This is a genomic window from Mesorhizobium sp. CNPSo 4661, assembly GCF_057784215.1.
The window spans coordinates 81,911-105,495 of the sequence record NZ_JBWGIO010000004.1; the positions used below are offsets into that span (position 1 = coordinate 81,911).

The window sequence follows — 23,585 nt, forward strand, 5'->3', positions numbered from 1 at the left end:
TGCCGCCAATTCTGCCTCCAAATGCCTCTCCCGCAAGTCGTCGGGCATCTATCCCCCCGGATGATCCGATGTTGAATTGGCACCGCTGCGCGAATTTCTTCGCGCGGTTCTAACAGAACAGGACTACATGCAAAAATTGACCGTTGTAGCGGCAGCTGTTGCTGCCGGAGTGATAAGTTTTGCCTTCAATCCGGCAAACGGCGCCCCTTTAAGCCTTCGGGCAGACAATGGCTTTGCTGCCGCCCCCACGACGACCAAGGCTGGCAGCAAAACGCCAAAGATCAAGAAAGCCCCGGCAAAGGTGCAGAAAGCCGCCGCGACCAGGGCGGCGAAATCGACGGTCAAGCGCGCCAAACGCGGCAGAAAGGCGATCGATCTCACCACGACTGCTTCTATCGACACCGGCAAGATCGCCCTGGCGGCGCCCGCCGCGGCCGGCGGCGGCCAATATTCGGCGATCATCGCCCGCTATGCCGCAAGCTACGGCGTGCCGGTGTCGCTGGCCAAAGCCGTCATCAAGATCGAGAGCAACTACAGGCCGAACATGGTCGGCGGCGCGGGCGAGATCGGCCTCATGCAGATCAAGCCGGCCACGGCGCGCATGATGGGTTATACCGGTTCGGCCAAGGGATTGTTCGATCCCGACACCAACATCAAATTCGGCATGAAGTATCTTGCGATGGCGCAGGGTCTCGGCGGCGGCACCACCTGCGGCACGATCCTGAAATACAATGCCGGTCACGGCGCCACGCGGATGAATCCGGTCTCGGCCGCCTATTGCAGCAAGGTGAAGGTGCAGATGGCGGCGCTGGGTTCGCCGGTCTAAGCCTGTCCGCCGAAGCGGATTTGGGCGACGCGTGTCTGTTTCATGCACGTCGTTGTCCCAAACCGCTGTGCATCCGGGCGCTTTTTCGTTTGCGTTTTCAGGCGGGAATCCCTTTATACGCGCTTGCCAGCTGGCCGGGCGGCCGCACCCGCGAGAACCGAAAGGTTGCGGGTGAGGAAAGTCCGGGCTCCATGGAGACACGGTGCCGGCTAACGGCCGGCGGGGGCGACCCCAGGGAAAGTGCCACAGAAAGCAAACCGCCACGGCATTGCCGGGGCAAGGGTGAAAGGGTGGGGTAAGAGCCCACCGCGCGACTGGCAACAGGAGCGGCAGGGCAAACCCCACCGGGAGCAAAACCGAATAGGGGCGGTGCGAAGGGAAACCTTCGAGGGCTGTTTCCGGCCCACCGTCCGGGTAGGTTGCGTGAGGCGCGTGGCAACATGCGCCCAAGATGAATGGCCGCCACGTTCTCGCCGCGAGGCGAGGGCCATACAGAACCCGGCTTACAGGCCAGCTGGCATTTTTCAAAGTTGCGGTAGCGGCACGAAATCAGAAGGTTGCGCCGGAAGGCGTGCCTTTTGATTCAACGTGAGGCATGGGGCGTGAGCAGAGGATCGCTCAGCTTGCAATCCTGTCTAGCGATGCCTCGATTGCCTGCCAGAGGTCCTCGACCGGTTCGCAGCCGATGGCTAGGCGAACGAAGCCCGGCGGCACGGCATCGCCGCGTTTGGAGCGCCGCTCGGCCGACGTATGAACGCCGCCGAAGGATGTTGCCGCTTCAATGAGCGCGCAATTGTTGATGAAATCCTCGGCCTTTTCTTCGGAGGCCAGTTCGAACGAAATCAGGAAGCCGAAGCGCTCCATCTGGGCACGCGCCAGATTGTGCGAGGCATCGCCCTCGAGGCCTGGAAAGCGCAGGCCGCTGACGGCGCGGTGATCCTTCAGCCGCCGCGCGATCGTTTCGGCCGACGAGCACATGCGGTCGAAGCGCACTTCCAGCGTCTCGAGGCCGCGATGCACGAGCCAGGCCTCGAACGGTCCGGGAATGCCGCCGGCCGTCTCGCGCCAATCCCTAACCCTGGCGACAACATCGGGATCGCGGCTGGCGACATGGCCGAAAAGAACGTCGGAATGGCCATTGATCGCCTTGGTGTCGGCCGAGACCACGATGTCCGCGCCAAGGTCGAGCGGGCGCTGGCCGCAAGGCGTCATCGTCGTGTTGTCGACGATCAGGATACCCGCTTGCGCATGGACGGCCTTGGCGACCGCGGTTATGTCGCAGATGTCCAGCCGCGGATTCGACGGGCTTTCGACGAAAACGGCCCGGTAGCCGGCGAAGCCGCCATCGAGCATGCTTGCCGTCGGTCGCACGTCATAGGCGACGCCGAGCGGCTTCAGGAAACGTTCGGCGAGCGCGCGCGTCGTGTGATAGCCGTCCGACGGCAAGAGGATGCGGTCGCCCGATTTGAGGAGGGCGAAGAAGGCCGCGGAAATCGCGGCCATTCCCGACGGAAAGATAACGCATTGCGCATCTTCCAGATGGCCGAGCGCATGCTCGACGGCATGCCAGGTCGGGTTGCTGAAGCGGCCATATTGATCGAAGCCCGTCGCGTCGCCGGGCGCGTGGAAGATCGAGGCCATGGTCAGCGGCAACGGGATGGGATCGCCCTTGGCGAAATCGGCGCTGCGCAGATGGGTAAGCGTCGCGGCGCGTGACTTCGCAGTGTCGGACATGAACTCGATCCTTGGTCAGGCAGAAAACTTCAACCGACGCTATGCGCGCCGGCTGTGCGCAGCAAGCCGCGTCTTTTTGGGCCAGAGGGCTCTAAACGGTTCGTTAGGCTTAATGGAGGATAAAGACGAGACGTGCATTCAGCCTGCGCTTTCTGGTTGTGACGCGCGTGTTTGTGATGCCTGTTCCCGTTGACGCCCATAGTGCCCCATGATATCCCATTTAAATCAAGCTTTCGTTCCGCGTCAGGGTGAAGCGTACGCCAATCGGGCAGCCGCGGCGGCTGCGCGTTTGCCGGTTTTCGCCCCGGTGAATGAAGCGATTTGCCGCGAATGCGGCGGGGGCGCGGAGAACAACATGAGGGGTGCAGCGGCAACAGCGGCTGTAGCGTTTATTGGACCGGTTTCTGTCAAACACGGTGAGCAGGATCGATGCGAAGGGGCGGGTTTCCGTTCCGGCGCATTTCCGCTCAGTGGTCCAGAAACGCGGCTATTCGGAACTTTACGCGCTGCGCTGCCTGGATCTGCCGGCCATGGATGTCGGCGGGCTCGACCTGCTCGACCGCTACGAGCAGCGGATCGCGCTGGAAGACCCGTTCCTGCAGACGGCGGACGACATGTCGTTCTTCTGCCATGGCGACGGGACATTTCTGAAGCTCGACCAGGACGGCCGCATCACCATGACCGATTTCATCCGCGAGCATACGGGCATCTCGAACGAGGTGGCATTTGTCGGCCGCGGCAATTTTTTTCAGATCTGGGAGCCGGGACGGCTTGCCGCCTATGGGGCGCAGGCGCGGGCCAGGCTTTTGCAGCTTCGGCAGGGGACGAAGCCCGAGGAGCGATCGGAATGATGGCGGGCCACGGCGATGATCCTCACGCCGTTGGCGGACCGGCCCGTCACATTCCGGTCCTCCTTGCCGAGGTGCTCGACGCGCTTGCGCCGAAGGCCGGCGAGACGATTGTCGACGCGACATTCGGCGCCGGCGGCTACACCAGCGCCATCCTCGATCGCGGCGCCTCTGTCGTTGCCATCGACCGCGACCCGGACGCAATCGCGGCGGGCAGGGCGCTCGAGCAACAGGCCGGCGGGCGGCTGAGGCTTGTCCAGGCGCCGTTCTCGACGCTGGACGAGCATGTCGAGAGCGCCGATGGCGTCGTGCTCGACATCGGCGTTTCCTCCATGCAGCTCGATCAGGCGGAGCGCGGCTTTTCCTTTCGCGCCGACGGGCCGCTTGACATGCGCATGGCGCAGGCGGGTCTCTCCGCCGCCGACGTCGTCAACACCTTCAAGGCGGGCGACCTTGCCCGCATCTTCGGCTTTCTCGGCGAGGAGCGTCATGCCGGCCGCATCGCGCGCATGATCGAGAGCCGGCGCGAGAAGAAGCCTTTCGAGCGCACGCTCGATCTCGCCGACGCCATCCAGACGCATATCGGGCGAGGGCCGAAGGACAAGATCCATCCGGCCACGCGCGTCTTCCAGGCGCTGCGCATCTTCGTCAATGACGAGCTTGGCGAGCTGGCAAGGGCGCTGCTGGCCGCCGAACGCGTGCTGAAACCCGGCGGACGGCTTGCCGTGGTGACGTTCCATTCGCTGGAAGACCGCATCGTCAAGCGCTTCATCGCCGACCGCTCCGAAGCCGCCAGCGGCTCGCGCCACATGCCTGACGCGCCGCAGCGCCTCGCGACCTTCCGCAAGGCCGGCGGCGGTGTGACGCCGGGAGACGCCGAGACGGCAGCCAATCCGCGGGCGCGCTCGGCCAGGCTGCGCGCCGCGATCCGCACCGAGGCCCCGGCGCGGGCCGGTGATTTTTCGATTTTCGGCCTTCCAAAACTTCCCGCCGTCGAACGGCCGGGGGAGAGGTGAGCACGTGTTTCGTACCAGCGACATAGTCCTGATCGCCGTCATGGTCTCGGCCGCGGCCCTGACCTACAAGACGAAGCGGGAAGCCGAAGAGCAACTGGCGGCGGTGCAGAAGATCCAGGCGCAGATCCACTACGAGGAAGAGACGATCGATCTCCTCAAGGCAGACTGGAGCCTGCTCACGCAGCCGTCGCGGCTGCAGAAGCTTACCGATGTCTATAAGAGCCAGCTCGGACTCGAGCCGGTCAACGCGCACCAGATCGGCAGCCTTGACGACATTCCCGTGAAACCCCTGACCATCGAGGACCTGTCCTCGCAGCGGCTTGGCGGCATGGCCGACAATTCGGGGAAGGAGCCTTCGGACGGCAAGGATCCAGTGGTCACCGGGAGCACCGTTCAATGATCGGCAGGTTTCCAAGGATCGGCGACCTGCTGAAGCGCCGCAAGAAGCAGGCCGAGGACGGCTCGATCGTCGTCGATGCCGCCCGCAAGGCGACAGGCGGCAAGGCAAAGACCCGCATCGTCATGACGATGGCGGTGTTCTTCACCATCTATTCGACCATTGCCGGCCGGCTCGTCTATCTTGGCATGCAGAACCCGGATCTCTCGGGCGGCCCGGAAAGCCGGGTCACGGCGTCGCGTCCGGATATCGTCGACCGCAACGGCGAGGTGCTGGCGACCGACATCAAGACGGCGTCGCTGTTTGCCGAGCCGCGCCGCATTGTCGACGCTGATGAAGCGATCGAGAAATTGTCGACCGTGTTGCCGGAGATCGACTACGAGCAGACCTATCGCAAGCTCAAGAGCGGCGCGGGCTTCGTCTGGCTGCAGCGCCAGCTGACGCCGAAGCAGCAGGCCGACATCATGGCGCTGGGCGTCCCTGGCCTCGGCTTCCGCACCGAAAAGCGCCGCTTCTATCCGAGCGGCGAGACGTCATCCTACATCGTCGGCCTCACCAACATCGACAACCAGGGCATCTCCGGCATGGAGAAATATATCGACGAGCAGGGGCTGAGCGACCTGCAGGCGTCGGGGCTCGCGGTGGCCAGGGATCTCAAGCCGGTCAAGCTGTCGATCGATCTGCGCGTCCAGCATGTGGTGCGCGACGAGATCGCCGCCGGCCTGGAGCGCTATCGCGCGCTGGGCGCCGGCGCCGTCGTGCTGAACATCAAGACGGGCGAAGTGATGGCGATGGCCTCGGTGCCGGATTTCGATCCCAACAATCCGTACAACGCGCAGGAAAAAGATCGGCTGAACCGCATGTCCGCCGGTCTCTACGAGATGGGCTCGACCTTCAAGAGCTTCACCTCGGCCATGGCGCTCGATTCCGGCAAGGCGACGATGAACAGCCGCTTCGACGCGTCGCATCCGATCCGGGTCGGCCATCAGGCCATCCACGATTTCCACGGCAAGAACCGCGTGCTGTCGCTGCCGGAAGTGTTTCTCTATTCGTCCAACATCGGGTCGGCCAGGGAGGCCGAGCTGGTCGGCATAGAGGGGCATCGCGAATTCCTGCACCGCCTTGGCATCCTGGACAGGATGCAGACCGAGCTGCCGGAAATCGCGCGCCCGACCGAACCCAAGGTCTGGAAACAGGTCAACTCGTTCACCATCGCCTTCGGCCATGGCGTGTCGACGACGCCGCTGCAGGCCGCGGTCGGCTGCGCGGCGCTGATGCAGGGCTACCTGATCCAACCGACATTCCTGGTCCGCAGTGAGCAGGAGGCAATGGCGGTGGCCAAGAAAGTGGTCAGCGACAAGACCGTCGAAGGCATGCGCTATCTCTATACGCTCAACGCCGAGAAGGGTTCGGCCAGAAATGCCAGGGCCCCCGGTTACCGCGTCGGCGGCAAGACCGGAACGGCCGAGAAGGTCATCAACGGCCGCTATTCCAAGGAATTGAATTTCAACACCTTCGTCGCCGCCTTCCCGATGGACGATCCGCAATTTCTGGTGTTCACGATCGCCGACGCGCCGCATCCGGAAAAGCCCGGGATGACGGATGTCGCCGCCAACAATGCGGGGGTCATGGCCGGCAATATCATCAGGCGCTCAGCGGCCATGCTTGGCGTGAAGCCAGATTTCAGCCATGAAAATGGTGCAACGCTGGTTTCCTATCAGTGATTCTTGGGGCGCGCCGGCAACTGCGCGCTATTTTGTTGCGGTGAACGGGACTCAATGCATCTAAAAGATCTAGCCGGCGTCCTGCCTGTCGAGGGAACAGCTTCCCCCGATCTGGAGGTGACCGGACTTTCCTCCGATTCCCGCTCGGTCAAGACCGGCGTTGTCTTCTTCGCGCTTGCCGGCAGCAAGGCCGACGGCTCGACCTATGCGGCCGATGCCGCGGCCCGCGGCGCCGCGGCGATCGTCACCGGCAAGGGTGCCGCCGTCTCCGGCCTGTCGATCCCGGTTCTCGCGGTCGATGATCCGCGCCTGGCGCTGGCGCTCAGCGCTGCGCGCTTCTTCGGACGCCAGCCCGGGACCATGGTCGCCGTCACTGGCACAGCCGGCAAGACATCCGTCGCCGCTTTCACCCGGCAGATCTGGGAGCAGGCGGGCTTTGCCGCCGCCTCGATCGGCACGACCGGCGTCGTGGCGCCCGGCCGCAACGAATATGGCTCGCTGACGACGCCCGATCCGGTGGCGTTGCACCGGTTGCTCAAGGAGCTTGCGGATGCGGGCGTCACCCACGCCTCGATGGAAGCCTCCAGCCACGGTCTCGACCAGCGCCGCCTCGACGGCGTGAAGCTGGCGGCCGGGGCCTTCACCAATCTCGGCCGCGACCACATGGATTACCATCCGACAGTCGAGGATTATCATCGCGCCAAGTTGCGCCTGTTCGACACGTTGCTGCCGAAGGGCGCGCCCGCGATCGTCTTTGCCGACGACCCGTGGTCGGAGCCCACGATCAAGGCCGCGAAGGCGGCGGGCTTGATCGTGCTGACCGTCGGCCGCCATGGCGATTTCCTGGCGCTGAAGCGAGTCGAGCATGAGCGCCATCGCCAGCGCGCCGAGGTCGTGGCGGACGGCGCGCTCTACGAGATCGACCTGCCTTTGGCCGGCGATTTCCAGATCGCCAACGCGCTGGTCTCGGCCGGCCTTGCCATCTCGACTGGAACGCCCGCGAGCAAGGCCTTGGCGGCGTTGGAAAAATTGCAAGGCGCGCCGGGCCGGCTCGACCTCGTCGGCACCACCGCCGCCGGCGCCCCCGTTTATGTCGACTACGCGCACAAGCCCGATGCGCTGGAGAACGTGCTGACCTCGGTCCGGCCTTTCACCACGGGTCGGGTCGTCGTGGTGTTCGGCTGCGGCGGCGACCGCGATCGGGGCAAAAGGCCTATCATGGGCGAGATCGCGACGCGGCTCGCCGATGTCGTCATCGTCACCGACGACAACCCGCGCACGGAAGTGCCCGAAACCATTCGCGCGGCGATACTCGCCGCCGCACCCGGCGCCATCGAGATCGGCGATCGCCGCAAGGCAATCCACGAGGCGGTGGCGATGCTTCGCGCCGGCGATACGCTTATCGTCGCTGGCAAGGGGCATGAGGAAGGCCAGACCGTCGGCACCGAAACCTTCCACTTCTCCGACCATGAGGAAGTGCGCGAGGCGCTGAAGGAGCGCGCCGCATGAGCTTGCTGTGGACGTCGGAAGCGCTGGTCGAAGCCATGGGCGGCAGGCCGATCGGCTCGCTGCCGGAGGGCATCACCGGCATTTCGATCGACAGCCGCAGCCTGGAGCCGGGAAACGCCTTCTTCGCCATCAAGGGCGAGGCGATGGACGGCCATGATTTCGCGACAGCCGCGGTCAAGGCCGGGGCAGCCGTGCTGGTCGTCGCCGAGGGCAAGCTGCCCTCGCTCGGCCGGCTGACGGCGCCGATGATCGTCGTGCAGGACGTGCTCACGGCCCTGGAGAAGCTGGGTGTGGCGGCCCGCGCGCGCTCGAAGGCCAGGATCATCGCGGTCACGGGCTCGGCCGGCAAGACGACCACCAAGGAAGCGCTGCGCCATGTGCTGTCGGCCGTCGGCAAGGTGCACGCCTCGGCGCAGTCGTTCAACAACCACTGGGGCGTGCCGCTGACGCTGGCGCGCATGCCGCAGGAGTGCGACTACGCGGTCTTCGAGGTCGGCATGAACCATCCGGGCGAGATCAGGCCGCTGGTCAAGATGGTCAGGCCGCATGTCGCCATCGTGACGATCATCGCCGCTGCCCATCTCGGTTTCTTCAAGAACCTCGACGAGATCGCCATGGCAAAGGCCGAGATTTTCGAGGGGATAGAGCCCGGCGGCGCCGCGCTGCTCAACCGAGACGATACACGCTGGAAGCTGCTCGGGAAAATGGCGAAAGAGGCAGGCGTCGAGCATGTCTTCGGCTTCGGCGAAAATCCCCGCTCGGCCTTCCGCCTTGTCGGCTGCGAGCTTCATGCCGACCATTCCGACATCGCCGTCAAGATCGGCAAGAAGGATCTGACCGCCCGTGTCGGGGCACCCGGCCGCCATATCGTGCAGAACGTGCTGGCCGTGCTCGGCGCCGCGCAACTGGTCGGTGCCGACCTCGACAAGGTCGCGGCTGCGCTCGCCGATCTTTCGGCCGAGCGCGGGCGGGGCCGGCGCCATGTCCTGCATCATCCCAACGGGCCGATCACGTTGATCGACGAGAGCTACAACGCCAATCCGGCGTCGATGGCGGCGGCGATGGCGCTGCTCAACGCCACGCCGGTCTCGGGCGAGGGCCGGCGCATCGCGGTGCTCGGCGACATGCTGGAGCTCGGCAGCCATTCGGCCAAGCTTCACGCGGCACTCGCCGAGCTGATCGTCGGCACGGGCACGCACAACGTCTTTCTCGGCGGGCCGGAAATGCAGGCGTTGGCCAAGGTTCTGCCGACCGAGGTCCGGACGGAGTATCGGGCAGGCGCCGACGAGCTGAAGCCGATCGTGATCTCCGCGCTCAGGCCCGGCGACGTGGTGATGGTCAAGTCGTCGAAAGGCATTGGGTTTTCAAAGCTGGTCGAGGCATTGCTCGGCAAATTTCCGGCGGAAGCCACAAACATTAAGCCGACCTAGGTCGGGCTCCGGGGGACGGAAGGACAATGTTCACACTGCTCGTCGATTTCGCGGACAAGATCTCGTTCTTCAACGTCTTCCGCTACATCACTTTTCGCACCGGCGGCGCACTGATCACGTCCGCGCTGATCGTCTTCATCTTCGGGCCGACGATCATCAATTCGCTGCGCCTGCGGCAAGGCAAGGGCCAGCCGATCCGCGCCGACGGCCCGCAGACCCATTTCAAGAAGGCCGGAACGCCGACCATGGGCGGGCTGATGATCCTGTCCGGCATCATCGGCTCGTCGCTCTTATGGGCCAACCTTTCCAGCATCTATGTCTGGGTGGTTCTGCTGGTCACCGTCGGCTTCGGCTCGATCGGCTTTTACGACGACTATCTCAAGGTCACCAAGCAGTCGCATCTTGGCTTCTCCGGCAAGGCGCGTCTGGCGATCGAATTCGTCATCGCGGGCATCGCCGCGTGGGTGATCATGCATAACGGCCAGGCGCCGTTCTCGTCGTCGCTGACCTTTCCCTTCGCCAAGGAATTCCTGATCAATCTCGGCTGGTTCTTCGTGCCGTTCTCCTGCTTCGTCATCGTCGGCGCCGGCAATGCGGTGAACCTGACCGACGGCCTCGACGGCCTGGCGATCGTGCCGATCATGATCGCGGCGGCGTCCTTCGGCGTCATCGCCTACCTTTCCGGTAACGCGGTCTTCGCCGAATACCTGCAGATCCATTTCGTTCCCGGCACCGGCGAGCTTGCCGTCGTGCTCGGCGCGGTGATCGGCGCGGGTCTCGGCTTCCTCTGGTTCAACGCGCCGCCGGCCGCGATCTTCATGGGCGACACCGGCTCGCTGGCGATGGGCGGCCTGATCGGCACCATCGCGGTCGCCACCAAGCACGAGATCGTGCTGGTCATCGTCGGCGGCCTGTTCGTGGTCGAGATCCTGTCGGTCATCATCCAGGTCGGCTATTTCAAGATGACCGGCAAGCGCGTCTTCCTGATGGCGCCGATCCATCACCATTTCGAAAAGCTCGGCTGGACCGAAAGCCAGGTGGTGATCCGCTTCTGGATCATTGCGGTCATCCTGGCGCTGGTCGGCCTATCCACCCTCAAGCTCAGATAGGATGCGCGCTTGATCCCCGCCTTTTCCTTTTCAGGCAAACGCGTTTCGCTTTTCGGGCTTGGCGGCTCGGGGATCGCCACCGCGCATGCGCTGATCGCGGGCGGCGCCGAGGTGCTGGCGTGGGACGACAATCCTGACAGCGTCGCCAAGGCAGCGGCCGCTGGCATTGCGACTGGCGACCTGCGCGCCGCCGACTGGCAGCGCTTCGCCGCCTTCGTGCTGTCGCCAGGCGTGCCGCTGACGCATCCGAAGCCGCATTGGACGGTTGAGCTGGCGCGCGGCGCCGGCGTCGAGGTGATCGGCGATATCGAGCTGTTCTGCCGCGAGCGCATCAGCCGCGCGCCGGCAGCACCCTTCATCGCGATCACCGGCACCAACGGCAAGTCCACGACGACGGCGCTGACGGCGCATATCCTGAAAGCGGCGGGCCGCGACACGCAGATGGGTGGCAATATCGGCCGCGCCATCATGACGCTCGATCCGCCCGAACCGACGCGGCACTATGTGGTCGAGTGCTCGTCCTACCAGATCGACCTTGCGCCCTCGATCAATCCGACCGCCGGCATCCTGCTCAACCTGACGCCAGACCATCTCGACCGGCACGGCACGATGGCGCATTACGCCTCGATCAAGGAACGGCTGGTCGCCGGCAGCGACACCGCGATCGTCGGCGTCGACGATTCCTGGGGCGCCCAGATCGCCGACCGGCTGGAACGGGCCGGCCGGCAGGTCGTCCGCATCTCCAAGCGCCTGCCGCTGACCGACGGCTATTTCGCCGACGGCACCAATCTGATGGAAGCCGTGCACGGCCGCTACAGCCGCGTCGCCTTCCTCGAAGGTATCGGCTCGCTGCGCGGCCAGCACAATGCACAGAACGCGCTGGCCGCCGTCGTCGCCTGCCTGAAAGTCGGGCTCGAGCTCGGCGAGATCCAGTCCGGGCTCGAGAGCTTCCCCGGGCTGGCGCATCGCATGGAGCAGGTCGGCCGCAAGGACCATGTGCTGTTCGTCAACGATTCCAAGGCGACCAATGCCGATGCGGCCGCACCCGCACTGTCGAGCTTTGCCAACCGTATCTACTGGATCGCCGGCGGCCTGCCCAAGGAAGGCGGCATCGAGCCGCTGCGCGGCTTTTTCCCGCGCATCGCCAAGGCCTATCTGATCGGCGAGGCGGCGCCTGCCTTCTCTGCGACGCTCGGCGAGGCGGTGCCCTACGAAATATCCGGAACGCTGGCGGCGGCGGTGGAACATGCCGCAAACGACGCGGCACGCGACACCGGCGGCGAGGCCGTGGTGCTGCTTTCGCCGGCCTGCGCCAGTTTCGACCAGTTCAAGAATTTCGAAGTTCGCGGCGAAGCCTTCAGGCAAGCTGCGACTGCTATTGATGGTGTGAAACCCATCGGAGGGCCACGTTGATGCAAAGCCGTCTCGACAAAAGTCCTGTTGCAACCTGGTGGTGGACCATCGATCGATGGTTCCTGGCCGCGTTCCTGTCGCTGATGGGGCTGGGCATCATCTTGTCCTTCGCGGCGAGCCCCGCGGTGGCCGAGCGTATCGGCCTCGACAGCTTCCACTTCGCCACCAGACAGGTCATCTTCACCATCCCGGCGCTGATCGTCATGCTTGCGGTCTCCTTCCTGGAGGCGCGGCAGATAAGGCGCATGTCGCTGGTGATGCTCTGCATCATGCTGGTGCTGATGGTGGCGGTGCTCTACGTCGGCGTCGAGGTGAAGGGCGCGCGCCGCTGGGTGTCGCTCGCCGGGCTCTCCATCCAGCCGTCCGAATTCCTGAAGCCGGCATTCGTCGTCATCTGCGCCTGGCTGTTTGCCGAGCACAGGCGCCAGCCCGATATTCCCGGCAACCTGTTCGCGCTGCTTTTGCTTGTGCTGGTGGTCTCTCTCCTGGTCGCTCAGCCTGACCTCGGTCAGACCATGCTGGTGACCGGCACATGGGGCGTCATGTTCTTCATGGCCGGCCTGCCGTGGCTGTGGATCATGGCTCTCGGCGTGATCGGGGCAAGCGGTCTGTTCGCGGCCTATTCGGTGTTCCCGCACGTTGCCCTGCGCATCGACAAGTTTCTGACCGGCGAAGGCGATACCTTCCAGGTCGACATGGGCCGCGAGGCGTTGATCAACGGCAGTTGGTTCGGCGTCGGGCCGGGCGAGGGAACCGTCAAGCGCATCGTTCCGGATGCCCATACCGATTTCGTCTTCTCGGTCGCGGGCGAGGAGTTCGGGCTGATCATGTGCTTCTTCATCATGTCGATCTTCGCCTTCATCGTGCTGCGGGGATTGAACATCGCGCTCAAGGAGCACGACGATTTCACCCGCTATGCGGTCGGTGGCCTCGTCACCGTCTTCGGCCTGCAATCGGCCATCAACATGTGCGTGAACCTGCAACTGATGCCGGCCAAGGGCATGACGCTGCCCTTCATCTCCTATGGCGGCTCCTCGCAGATCGCCATCGCCGTCTCGATGGGCATGGTGCTCGCATTGACGCGCAAGCGTCCGGAAAAGCGCAAGCAGATGGGCTTCGTCCTTTCGCAGCGCGCAATCCCGGCGGAATGAGGCGGGATGGCGAAGGGTGTCATCCTGCTTGCAGCCGGCGGAACGGGCGGACATCTGTTTCCGGCCGAGGCGCTGGCGCATGAGCTGATCGAACGCGGCTGGAAGGTGCATCTCGCCACCGACCGTCGCGCCGAGCGTTATTCCGGCCAGTTTCCCGCCGCCGACATCCACGCGATCGCCTCGGCGACGCTGGGATCGAAGAATCCGGTGGCCGTGATCTCGGCCTTCTGGAAAATCTGGCAGGGCGTGCGCGAAGGGGGAAGGATCATCGCCAGGATCAAGCCGGAGGCGGTCGTCGGTTTCGGCGGCTATCCGACGCTGCCGCCGCTCTACGCGGCGACACGGCGAAGAGTGCCGACGCTGATCCATGAGCAGAATGCCGTCATGGGCCGCGCCAACAAGGCGCTTGCCAGCCGCGTGGACGCGATCGCCGGCGGCTTCCTGCCGGAGGGCGCCAGCGCTGACGGCGCAAAGACGGTGACCACCGGCAATCCGGTCAGGCCGCAGGTCCTCGAGGCAGCGAAAACGCCTTACGTGGTATCGAACGAGGGCGAGCCGTTCCGCTTCCTGGTGTTCGGCGGCAGCCAGGGCGCGCAGTTCTTTTCCGATGCCGTGCCGGCGGCGATCGCACTGCTGCCGCGAGACCTGCGCAAGCGGCTGCTGATCACCCAGCAGGCGCGGGCCGAGGATGTGGCGCGGGTGAAGGCCGCCTATGCCGAACTCGGCGTCGACGTCCAGGTTTCGCCCTTCTTCACCGACATGGCGGCGCGCATGGGAGCGGCGCATCTGGTGATGTCTCGCTCCGGCGCCTCGACGGTTTCGGAAATCGCCGTCATCGGCCGGCCGGCGCTGCTGGTGCCTTATCCGCACGCGCTCGACCACGACCAGGCGGCGAATGCTGCGGCGCTTGCCGCCGCCGGCGGGGCCGAGCTCCATCCGCAGTCGACGCTGTCGGCGGAGAGGATCGCCGAGCTGGCCGGCGGGCTGATCAAGGATCCGAGCCGGCTGGCGACCATGGCCGCCGCCGCCCGTTCGGCCGGCAAACCGAACGCGGCGCGGTTGCTCGCCGATCTGACAGAGGCTATTGCGTCCGGCAAGACGGTTTCGGACTACAGGAGGACGCGCGCATGAAGATGCCGCAGACGATCGGCCTTGTGCATTTCATCGGCATCGGCGGCATCGGCATGAGCGGCATCGCCGAGGTGCTGCACAATCTCGGCTACAAGGTGCAGGGGTCGGACCAGGCCGACGGCGCCAATGTGCAGCGGCTGCGCGACAAGGGCATCGAATGCTTCGTCGGCCACAGGGCCGAGAATCTCGGCGACGCCGAAGTCGTGGTCGTTTCGACCGCGATCAAGAAGTCCAACCCGGAACTGAAGGCCGCGCGCGAAAAGCTGCTGCCGATCGTGCGCCGCGCCGAGATGCTGGCGGAACTGATGCGCTTCCGCCAGGCGGTCGCCATCGGCGGTACGCATGGCAAGACGACGACCACCTCCATGGTGGCGACGCTGCTCGAAGCCGGTGGGCTCGATCCGACCGTCATCAATGGCGGCATCATCAACGCCTACGGCACCAATGCGCGCATGGGCGATGGCGAGTGGATGGTGGTCGAGGCCGACGAGAGCGACGGCACCTTCCTGAAGCTGCCGGCCGACATCGCCGTCGTCACCAACATCGATCCCGAGCATCTCGATCACTATGGCAGCTTTGACAAGGTGCGCGAGGCCTTCCGCCAGTTCGTCGAGAACGTGCCGTTCTACGGCTTCGGCGTGATGTGCACCGACCATCCGGAAGTGCAGGCACTGGTCGGCCGCATCGAGGACCGGCGCGTCATCACCTATGGCGAGAACGCGCAGGCCGACGTGCGCTTCACCAACCACCGCATGCAGGGCGCGATCTCGGAGTTCGATGTCGTGATCCGCGACCGCAAGGGGCGCGGCACGACCTCGATAGAGGGCCTGCGCCTGCCGATGCCCGGCCGGCATAACGTATCCAACGCGACGGCGGCGATCGCGGTCGCGCATGAGCTTGGCCTTTCGGCCGAGGCGATCAAGAAGGGCCTGTCGTCCTTCGCCGGCGTCAAGCGGCGCTTCACCCATACCGGTTCGTGGAACGGCGTCGAGGTGTTCGACGACTACGGCCATCATCCGGTCGAGATCGCGGCGGTGCTGAAGGCCGCGCGCAGCGCGACCAAGGGGCGTGTCATCGCCATCGCGCAGCCGCATCGCTTCACCCGCCTGCACGATCTCTTCGACGAATTCTCCGTCTGCTTCAACGATGCCGACACCGTCATGGTGGCGCCGGTCTATGCGGCCGGCGAGGAACCCATCGAAGGCGCGACCTCCGACGCGCTGGTGTCGCGCATCCGCTCCGGCGGCCATCGCGACGCGCGTTATATCGATGGCGCGGCGGCGATCGCGCCGGCCATTCGCGAGCTTGCCAAGCCCGGCGATTTCGTCGTCTTCCTCGGCGCCGGCAACATCACCCAATGGGCTTACGCGCTGCCCAAGGAACTCGGTGGAACGCCCTCATGATGCGCGGCCAGGATCTCATCGACAAGCTCGGCGGCAAGCTTTCCGGCCTGCGTGGCCGTATCACGCCCAATGCCGAGATGGACAAGATCACCTGGTTCCGGGCCGGCGGCCTGGCGGAGGCGCTGTTCCAGCCGGCCGATGAGGAAGACCTGGCGGCCTTCCTGCGCGCGGTGCCGGAAGAGGTGCCGATCATGGTGGTCGGCGTAGGTTCCAATCTTCTGGTGCGCGACGGCGGCATTCCCGGCTTCGTCGTCAGGCTCTCGGCCAAGGGTTTCGGTGAGGCCGAGGCCACCGGGCCGACCACGATCGAGGCAGGTGCTGCAACGCCGGACAAGCGTGTCGCCGCGGTGGCCTATGAAGCCGGCATCGGCGGCTTCCATTTTTACCATGGCATTCCCGGCGCCATCGGCGGCGCGCTGCGCATGAATGCCGGCGCCAACGGCGTCGAGACGCGCGAGCGGGTCGTCGAGGTGCGGGCGCTGGACCGCAAGGGCAATCTCCATACGCTCGGCAATGCCGATATGGGTTTTGCCTATCGCCATTCCTCCGCGCCCGCCGGCCTGATCTTCACCTCGGCCACCTTCGAAGGCGTTGCCGAGGACAAGGCCGCGATCAAGGCGGCGATGGATGCCGTGCAGAACCATCGCGAGACGGTGCAGCCGATCCGCGAAAAAACCGGCGGCTCGACCTTCAAGAATCCGGAAGGCACCTCGGCCTGGAAGGAGATCGACAAGGCCGGCTGTCGCGGGCTGATGATCGGCGGCGCGCAGATGTCGCCGATGCATTGCAACTTCATGATCAACACCGGCACCGCCACCGGCTACGACCTCGAATATCTCGGCGAGACGGTGCGGGCGCGGGTGCTGGAGAACTCCGGCATCCGGCTGCATTGGGAGATCAAGCGCCTGGGCAATTTCCGCCCCGGCCATGCGGTGCAAGAGTTCCTCGGCCAGCTCCTTTGAGATGTGCCGATATTCAGGTGAGACTGGCCTGCGAACGGCGGCTTACTGCGCTTCCGGTGCTCACGTACTTTAGTACGCTCCGCTCCGGCCTTCGCCGGCCGAAGCCCTTATGGGTTGTCTCAGCTCTACGAAGGCTACGGCCGGCGTAGGCCGGTTCTCGAAAGCCACCCCTCTCGGCTCGGCCTGACCTGAATCTCAACACATCTTGGCTCCCTGTGACGTTCAAGTAGTACTTGAACTTCGGCGCCTCTCAGCGGCGTCAACCGTTGCCACAAAGACTCAACAACACACTTTTTGCGGCTGTTTTCGCGGAAAGTGAATCTCTCGGAATCATAGGCACTTGCCAGGGAATCAACTCTCTGATTCTCTGCCCTAAAGCGTTTCCTGATTTGAGTCGTTCGACGCGTTAAGCCGCGTTTTCCGTCTGGGGGGCAACCTGCCGGAAGACTCGGACTCAATGCTTGGGAATGCGGTGCGGGAATATCGGTTGCAGGCCCGGCGTGAGAGGGGATGACGGGAAATGAAGAACAAGCATGTGGCTGTCCTTCTGGGTGGATTCTCCTCGGAGCGGCCCGTGTCTCTGTCTTCGGGGAAAGCGTGTGCGGATGCGCTCGAGAATGAAGGCTATCAGGTCACCCGCGTCGATGTTTCGCGCGATGTCGGGTCTGTGCTTGCCGAGCTCAAGCCCGACGTCGCCTTCAATGCGCTGCACGGTCCGTTCGGCGAGGACGGCACCATCCAGGGAATTCTCGAATATCTCGGAATTCCCTACACCCATTCGGGCGTGCTCGCTTCGGCGTTGGCCATGAACAAGGAGCAAGCCAAGAAGGTTGCCAAGGCGTCGGGCATTCCGGTCGCGGAATCCAAGGTGGTCAACCGCTTCGCGATCCAGAACAAGCATCCGATGAAGCCGCCTTATGTGGTCAAGCCGGTCAATGAGGGGTCGAGCTTCGGCGTGGTCATCGTGCATGAGGGGCAGTCGCATCCGCCGCAGGTGATCGGTTCGACCGAATGGCAATATGGCGAGATCGTCATGGTCGAGCGCTACATCCATGGGCGCGAATTGACCTGCGCGGTGATGGGCGATGTGGCGCTCGGCGTCTGCGAGATCATCCCGACTGGGCATTCCTTCTACGATTACGATTCAAAATACGTTCCCGGCGGATCAAAACACGAAATCCCTGCTAAAATTTCACCGAATATTTACCAAAAAATACAGACACTGGCCCTCAAGGCTCATCTTGCCATTGGTTGCCGGGGCGTTTCCCGATCGGACTTCCGTTACGACGACCGTCACTCCGAAAACGGCGAGGTTGTCTGGCTCGAGGTCAACACTCAGCCGGGCATGACGCCGACGTCTCTGGTGCCTGAAATCGCCGCGCAAGCGGGGCACTCGTTCGGCGATTTGTTGAGTTGGATGGTGGAGGACGCTTCGTGTCTGCGTTGAGGTGGGGACAGGGTAATGGCGGTGGCGCGGCTCGGTCCGCGCCGTTCGGCATGTCGCTGTCATTCGACCGTTTCGTGTTGCCGCGTCAGCTTCGCCGGCCGATGCGCGTGCTGGCGCGCCTGTGCGGCGGCGAGTATGAGGCGCCGCGCTTTTCGGCGGCGATCCTTTCCGCCGCGCTGATCGCATCCAGCAGCGCCTATGGCGCTTTTCTCGGCGGCTACACCGACAGCATTGTGCAGGGCGTGACGGCGCGCACCGGCTTTGCCGTCGACCAGATCAAGGTGGTCGGCAACCGCCAGACATCCGAGATCGACGTGCTCGACCGGCTCGGCCTCGACGGCTGGACCTCGCTGATCGGCTTCGATGCAGAGGCCGCGCGGGAGCGTATTGTCACTCTGCCCTGGGTCGAGGGTGCGGCGGTGCGCAAGATCTACCCGCATACGCTGGAAGTGCGCATTGAGGAGCGCCAGCCCTTCGCGCTCTGGCAGCAGGGTACTTCTGTTTCGGTCATCGAGCGGTCTGGCGAGGTGATCGCGCCATTCTCGGGCGGCAAGCAGGCGCTGCTTCCCCTGATCATCGGCGCGGGCGCCCCGGCGATGGCGCCGGCTTTCCTCGCCAAGATCGAGCGCTACCCCGAGCTTGCGGCGCGGGTCAAAGGTTACATCCGTGTCGGCGAACGGCGCTGGGATCTGCGGCTTGAAAACGGCATCACGGTCAAGCTGCCAGAAGATGACGAGGACCAGGCGATCGCGGAACTCGTCAAGATCGATCATGGCAACGGGTTGCTGACGCGCGACATCGCCGCCGTCGACATGCGGCTCTCCGACCGGCTGGTCGTGGAGCTGTCGCCGGAAGCGGCGACGCAGCGCGAAGCCGCGCTCAGCGACAAGCCGAAGAACCTGGCCAAGCGCAAGGCGGAGACGAAGATATGAGCTGGCTTGGCGGCAGCGGTGATGCTTCTTCGCGCCGGTCGGGCACGCTCACGGTGCTCGATGTCGGCTCCAGCAAGGTTTGCTGCGTCGTGGCGAAGCTCAAGCCGAACGAGGACGGCAAGCTGCTGCGCGGGCGCTCGCACCGCATCCAGGTGATCGGCATCGGCCACCAGAAGTCGCAAGGCGTGAAGTCCGGCGTCGTGGTCGATCTCGATCGCGCCGAGCATGCCATCCGGCTTGCCGTCGATGCGGCCGAGCGCATGGCCGGGCTGACGGTCGATTCCCTCATCGTCAACATGACGGCCGGCCGGCTGAAGAGCGAAGCCTTCTCGGCGACCATCAATCTCGGCGGCCATCAGGTCGAGGAAATCGACATCAAGCGCGTGCTCGCCGCCGGCGCCAAGCAGGCGCTCAGGGCCGAGCGCGAGGTGATCCATTCGCTGCCCGTCGGTTTCTCGCTCGATGGCGAGCGCGGCATGCGCGACCCGCGCGGCATGGTGGGCGATGCGCTTGGCGTCGACATGCATGTCTTGACCGGCGATGCGGCGCCGATGCGCAATCTCGAGCTTTGCATCAACCGCTCGCATCTGTCGGTCGAACGCATGGTCGCGACGCCCTATGCCAGCGGGCTTGCCTCGCTGGTCGACGACGAGCTCGAAATGGGCGCGGCCTGCATCGACATGGGCGGCGGCACGACGACCATCTCGGTGTTCTCGGAAGGCAAGTTCGTCCATGGCGACGCCATCGCGATCGGCGGCAACCATGTGACGCTCGACATGGCCAAGGGCCTGTCGACCTCGCTCGATGCCGCGGAGCGGCTGAAGGTGATGCATGGTTCGGCGCTGCCCGGCAGCGCCGACGACCGCGACCTCGTCTCGATCCAGCCGATCGGCGAGGAAGGCGATGTGCCGCTGCAGATCCCGCGCTCGGTGATGACGCGCATCATCCGCGCCCGCATCGACGAGACACTGGAGCTTCTGCGCGACCGGCTGAACAAGTCCGGCTACGGCAATGCCGTGGGCAAGCGCGTCGTGCTCACCGGCGGGGCCAGTCAGCTTTCCGGCCTGCCGGAAGCGGCACGCCGCATCCTCGGGCGCAATGTGCGCATCGGCCGGCCGCTCGGCGTTGCCGGCCTGCCGGAAGCGGCCAAGGGACCGGCGTTCTCGACCCCGGTCGGACTGATGATCTATCCGCAGATGGCGAGCTTCGAGAGCCATTCGGCGAAAGGACTTTCCGGTTTCAGGATGACCGGAACGGGCGGAAAACTGCATCGCATGAGTCAGTGGTTGAGAGACAGTTTTTAATTTGACGGGGACAGCCCCATAGGCGGCCGCAGCGGCGAGGCGGCGGGAAAGGCAAAGGACGGAGACAATGACTATCAATCTGCAGAAGCCGGACATCACCGAGCTTAAGCCCCGCATCACCGTGTTCGGTGTCGGCGGCGGCGGCGGCAATGCCGTGAACAACATGATCACAGCCGGCCTGCGCGGCGTTGAGTTCGTGGTGGCCAACACCGACGCGCAGGCGCTGACCATGTCGAAGGCCGAGCGGTTGATCCAGCTCGGCGCGCATGTCACCGAGGGCCTCGGCGCCGGTTCGCAGCCGGAAGTCGGCCGCGCGGCGGCGGAAGAGTGCATCGACGAGATCATCGATCATCTGTCCAACACACATATGTGCTTCGTCACCGCCGGCATGGGCGGTGGCACCGGCACGGGCGCAGCTCCGGTCGTTGCCCGCGCTGCGCGCGAGAAGGGCATCCTCACCGTCGGCGTCGTCACCAAGCCGTTCCACTTCGAAGGCCAGCGCCGCATGAAGACGGCTGACCTGGGCATCGAGGAGCTGCAGAAATGCGTCGATACGCTCATCGTCATCCCCAACCAGAACCTGTTCCGGCTGGCCAATGACAAGACCACCTTCGCCGATGCCTTCGCCATGGCCGACCAGGTGCTCTATTCGGGCGTTGCCTGCATCACCGACCTGATGGTCAAGGAAGGCCTGATCAATCTTGACTTCGCCGACGTCCGCTCGGTGATGCGCGAGATGGGCAAGGCGATGATGGGTACCGGCGAAGCCTCGGGCGAGGGCCGCGCGATGGCCGCCGCCGAAGCTGCTATCGCCAACCCGCTGCTCGACGAAACCTCGATGAAGGGCGCCAAGGGCCTGCTGATCTCGATCACCGGCGGCCGCGACCTCACCCTGTTCGAGGTGGACGAGGCTGCGACCCGTATCCGCGAGGAGGTCGACCAGGACGCCAACATCATCCTGGGCGCCACCTTCGACGAGGAACTGGAAGGCGTGATCCGCGTGTCGGTCGTCGCCACCGGCATCGACAAGTCGGCGGCCGAAATCGCGGCCGCGCCGATCTCGATCCGCGCGCCGCAGAAGCCTGCCGCCCGTCCGGCCGCGGCTCCGATTGCCGAAATCCGTCCCGCCCCGGTTCAGCCGCAGGCCTACGAGCCGCGCGCGGCCGACCCGGTCGCCGAGGCGATCCAGCTTGCCGAGGCAAACGCTGCGGCCATGGCCCAGCCGCGCCCGATGCCGGTCGACGACTTCCGGCCGCAGAGCAAGATTTTCCAGGCTCCGCCGGCCCAGCCGCAGCCACAGCCAGTGGTGCCGCAGCAGGCCATGCAGCAGCCCGCACCGCAGCGCGAGATGCCGCAGCCGATGGCCGCGGCTCCGCAGCGCATGCCGCGCGTGGAAGACTTTCCGCCGGTGGTAAGGGCTGAAGTCGAAGCCAAGACCCGTCCGGCGGACCATGAGAACAGCGGTCCGATGGGGCTGATCAAGCGGCTGACCAACGGCCTTACCCGCCGCGAGGAAGAGCCGGCCCGGCTCCAGCCGGCGCAGCCGCGCGAGCCGAAGCTGCGCCAGGCCGCGCCCGAGATGCGCCGTCTCGCCAGCCAGGATCCGCAGCTCTACGCGCCCCGCCGCGGCCAGCTCGACGACCAGGGCCGGCTGACGCCGCAGGCCCGCACGGTCCAGGAAGACGACCAGCTGGAGATACCGGCTTTCCTGCGCCGCCAGGCCAACTGACCGATACGGCGATCGAATCGCCGATCGTCGATATGGCGGATCGCCGATCGTCGACACGGCGGACCGCCGATCGTTAACGATATATAACGGTTGTTAACAGGCAGACGAGAGATCGTCTGCCTGTTGCTTTTATAAAATGCATTAAAAACAGTGCCTTATTGGCTGTTTCTGACACGGCCCCGCGGTTACATGGGGTAAGAAACCGTGATTTGGAGTCTCCAAAGCGGGCCATTATCTTCGCCACGGACTAAAGTCGGTTTGCCGGGATTCGGGGAGTAGCCCTGCCTGCCGATCATACCAGAGCCGCATGCTCTTGCTTATTTTGCCGCCTTTGTGCGAGCGCCAGACCATCCAACTGGCTGCAAGATACCCAGGGCCCACGGAGCGGACGCAGGCATTTTGGGCGATGGGGTTACTCTTGCACGACTATCAGACGACAGTGAAATCGCGTGCGACGCTGGCTGGCATCGGCGTCCATAGCGGCAAAACCGTCACTGTTCATTTCCTGCCGGCCGATGCCGACACCGGCATCGTCTTCCATCTTTCGAATGGCGACGAAGCGCGGGAGTTCCGCGCCTTGGTGGCGGAAGTCGGCGCCACCGATCTGTGCACCATGCTTGGCGATCCGGCCGGCGAGCACATCGGCACCGTCGAGCATCTGATGGCCACGGTGTTCGGTCTTGGCATCGACAACCTCATCATCGATATCGACGGTCCGGAAGTCCCCATTCTCGACGGCAGCGCCATGGCCTTCGTCGAAACCTTCGAGCAGGCCGGCATCGAGACGCTGGCGGTGAGGCGTCGCTATATCCGTGTCGTCAAGCCGGTGCGCGTGGAAGCCGGCGCGTCCTGGGCGGAGTTCCGTCCCTATGACGGTACGCGGTTCGAGGTCGAGATCGATTTCGAAAGTCCGGCGATCGGCCGTCAGCAATTCGCCTCCGACATCAATCCCGACATCTTCCGTCGCGACATCGCGCGGGCGCGGACCTTCGGCTTCATGAAGGATGTCGAGAGGCTTTGGGCGGCCGGCTACGCGCTCGGCTCGTCGCTCGAGAACTCACTGGTCATCGGCCACGACAACCGTGTCATCAATGTCGGCGGGCTGCGCTATCCCAATGAATTCGCGCGCCACAAGACGCTCGATGCGATGGGCGATCTGGCGCTGGCCGGCGCGCGCTTCATCGGCTGCTTCCGTTCCTACCGTGGCGGGCACCGGATGAATGCCTCGGCCTTGCGCCGGCTGCTTTCCGACCATACGGCCTTCGAGATCGTCGAGACGAGACGCCGCGAGCGCGGCCGCGTCGCCGAGATGATCGCCGTCAGCCGGCCGGTCTACGCACCCTGGGTGATCTGATTTTTAACCGTTTTCTGGCTTTGTAGGGCGGGCTGTGTTGCACGATTGCATCACGAATCGCTGAAATTGCACAACCTCGCGCGCGGCGCCGGCCTGCCACAAAAATGTGCGATTGGCCGGACATAGCGTTGCCGGGCAAGGGGATAATGGTTTATGGCTGCGGCCC

General features: G+C 64.7%; 19 protein-coding genes and 1 other RNA gene. 19 read left to right on the plus strand and 1 reads right to left on the minus strand.

Going from position 1 to position 23,585, the window contains the following annotated elements:
• Positions 1-127 precede the first annotated feature (127 nt).
• Both AC0YKC_RS07080 and rnpB read left to right on the plus strand, forming a co-directional pair.
• Complete coding sequence (locus AC0YKC_RS07080; RefSeq protein ID WP_488510615.1) at positions 128-826, plus strand: lytic transglycosylase domain-containing protein; 699 nt, start codon at positions 128-130, stop codon at positions 824-826.
• A 126-nt stretch (positions 827-952) separates the two neighbouring features.
• An RNA gene (gene rnpB / locus AC0YKC_RS07085) (RNase P RNA component class A) lies at positions 953-1,348 on the plus strand.
• 96 nt (positions 1,349-1,444) lie between these two features.
• Here the strand turns inward: rnpB and AC0YKC_RS07090 are convergent.
• A complete protein-coding gene (locus AC0YKC_RS07090; protein WP_488510616.1) occupies positions 1,445-2,560 on the minus strand; it encodes a cystathionine gamma-lyase in 1,116 nt (371 codons plus the stop codon).
• A gap of 392 nt (positions 2,561-2,952) precedes the next feature.
• Between AC0YKC_RS07090 and mraZ the strand changes: the two genes are divergently transcribed.
• The 17 genes from mraZ to lpxC all read left to right on the plus strand — a co-directional run bounded on the left by mraZ (position 2,953) and on the right by lpxC (position 23,419).
• A complete protein-coding gene (gene mraZ, locus AC0YKC_RS07095; protein ID WP_434723361.1) occupies positions 2,953-3,411 on the plus strand; it encodes a division/cell wall cluster transcriptional repressor MraZ in 459 nt (152 codons plus the stop codon).
• Positions 3,408-4,424, plus strand: coding sequence for a 16S rRNA (cytosine(1402)-N(4))-methyltransferase RsmH (gene rsmH / locus AC0YKC_RS07100; protein ID WP_488510617.1), 1,017 nt, complete (start codon positions 3,408-3,410; stop codon positions 4,422-4,424). The genes mraZ and rsmH overlap by 4 nt, the downstream gene beginning before the upstream one ends.
• A 4-nt stretch (positions 4,425-4,428) precedes the next feature.
• Positions 4,429-4,824 (plus strand): cell division protein FtsL, encoded by a 396-nt coding sequence (ftsL, locus tag AC0YKC_RS07105; protein WP_320295105.1) that lies wholly within the window; start codon positions 4,429-4,431, stop codon positions 4,822-4,824.
• Positions 4,821-6,545 (plus strand): peptidoglycan D,D-transpeptidase FtsI family protein, encoded by a 1,725-nt coding sequence (locus AC0YKC_RS07110; protein ID WP_488510618.1) that lies wholly within the window; start codon positions 4,821-4,823, stop codon positions 6,543-6,545. The genes ftsL and AC0YKC_RS07110 overlap by 4 nt, the downstream gene beginning before the upstream one ends.
• Before the next feature lie 54 nt (positions 6,546-6,599).
• On the plus strand, positions 6,600-8,054 hold the full coding sequence (locus AC0YKC_RS07115; RefSeq protein ID WP_488510619.1) for a UDP-N-acetylmuramoyl-L-alanyl-D-glutamate--2,6-diaminopimelate ligase: 1,455 nt from the start codon (positions 6,600-6,602) through the stop codon (positions 8,052-8,054).
• Positions 8,051-9,484, plus strand: coding sequence for a UDP-N-acetylmuramoylalanyl-D-glutamyl-2,6-diaminopimelate--D-alanyl-D-alanine ligase (locus AC0YKC_RS07120; RefSeq protein ID WP_488510620.1), 1,434 nt, complete (start codon positions 8,051-8,053; stop codon positions 9,482-9,484). Before AC0YKC_RS07115 ends, AC0YKC_RS07120 begins: the two co-directional genes overlap by 4 nt.
• Positions 9,485-9,510: 26 nt before the next feature.
• Entirely contained in the window at positions 9,511-10,593 is a 1,083-nt protein-coding gene (gene mraY / locus AC0YKC_RS07125) for a phospho-N-acetylmuramoyl-pentapeptide-transferase (protein ID WP_320295109.1), read from the plus strand.
• Positions 10,594-10,602: 9 nt separating this feature from the next.
• Entirely contained in the window at positions 10,603-12,006 is a 1,404-nt protein-coding gene (murD, locus tag AC0YKC_RS07130) for a UDP-N-acetylmuramoyl-L-alanine--D-glutamate ligase (RefSeq protein ID WP_320295110.1), read from the plus strand.
• The gene (gene ftsW / locus AC0YKC_RS07135) at positions 12,006-13,157 is read left to right on the plus strand and encodes a putative lipid II flippase FtsW (protein ID WP_320295111.1); all 1,152 of its coding nucleotides are present in this window, start codon (positions 12,006-12,008) and stop codon (positions 13,155-13,157) included. Before murD ends, ftsW begins: the two co-directional genes overlap by 1 nt.
• A 6-nt stretch (positions 13,158-13,163) precedes the next feature.
• Positions 13,164-14,288 (plus strand): undecaprenyldiphospho-muramoylpentapeptide beta-N-acetylglucosaminyltransferase, encoded by a 1,125-nt coding sequence (murG, locus tag AC0YKC_RS07140; protein WP_488510621.1) that lies wholly within the window; start codon positions 13,164-13,166, stop codon positions 14,286-14,288.
• A complete protein-coding gene (gene murC / locus AC0YKC_RS07145) occupies positions 14,285-15,691 on the plus strand; it encodes a UDP-N-acetylmuramate--L-alanine ligase (RefSeq protein ID WP_320295113.1) in 1,407 nt (468 codons plus the stop codon). The genes murG and murC overlap by 4 nt, the downstream gene beginning before the upstream one ends.
• Positions 15,688-16,653 (plus strand): UDP-N-acetylmuramate dehydrogenase, encoded by a 966-nt coding sequence (murB, locus tag AC0YKC_RS07150; RefSeq protein WP_488510622.1) that lies wholly within the window; start codon positions 15,688-15,690, stop codon positions 16,651-16,653. Before murC ends, murB begins: the two co-directional genes overlap by 4 nt.
• Before the next feature lie 520 nt (positions 16,654-17,173).
• Positions 17,174-18,100 (plus strand): D-alanine--D-alanine ligase, encoded by a 927-nt coding sequence (locus AC0YKC_RS07155; RefSeq protein ID WP_320295115.1) that lies wholly within the window; start codon positions 17,174-17,176, stop codon positions 18,098-18,100.
• Positions 18,088-19,032, plus strand: coding sequence for a cell division protein FtsQ/DivIB (locus AC0YKC_RS07160; protein WP_434723351.1), 945 nt, complete (start codon positions 18,088-18,090; stop codon positions 19,030-19,032). Before AC0YKC_RS07155 ends, AC0YKC_RS07160 begins: the two co-directional genes overlap by 13 nt.
• Entirely contained in the window at positions 19,029-20,336 is a 1,308-nt protein-coding gene (ftsA, locus tag AC0YKC_RS07165) for a cell division protein FtsA (protein WP_320295117.1), read from the plus strand. Before AC0YKC_RS07160 ends, ftsA begins: the two co-directional genes overlap by 4 nt.
• Before the next feature lie 67 nt (positions 20,337-20,403).
• Entirely contained in the window at positions 20,404-22,065 is a 1,662-nt protein-coding gene (gene ftsZ / locus AC0YKC_RS07170) for a cell division protein FtsZ (RefSeq protein WP_488510623.1), read from the plus strand.
• Positions 22,066-22,471: 406 nt separating this feature from the next.
• Entirely contained in the window at positions 22,472-23,419 is a 948-nt protein-coding gene (gene lpxC, locus AC0YKC_RS07175) for a UDP-3-O-acyl-N-acetylglucosamine deacetylase (protein ID WP_488510624.1), read from the plus strand.
• Positions 23,420-23,585 lie beyond the last annotated feature (166 nt).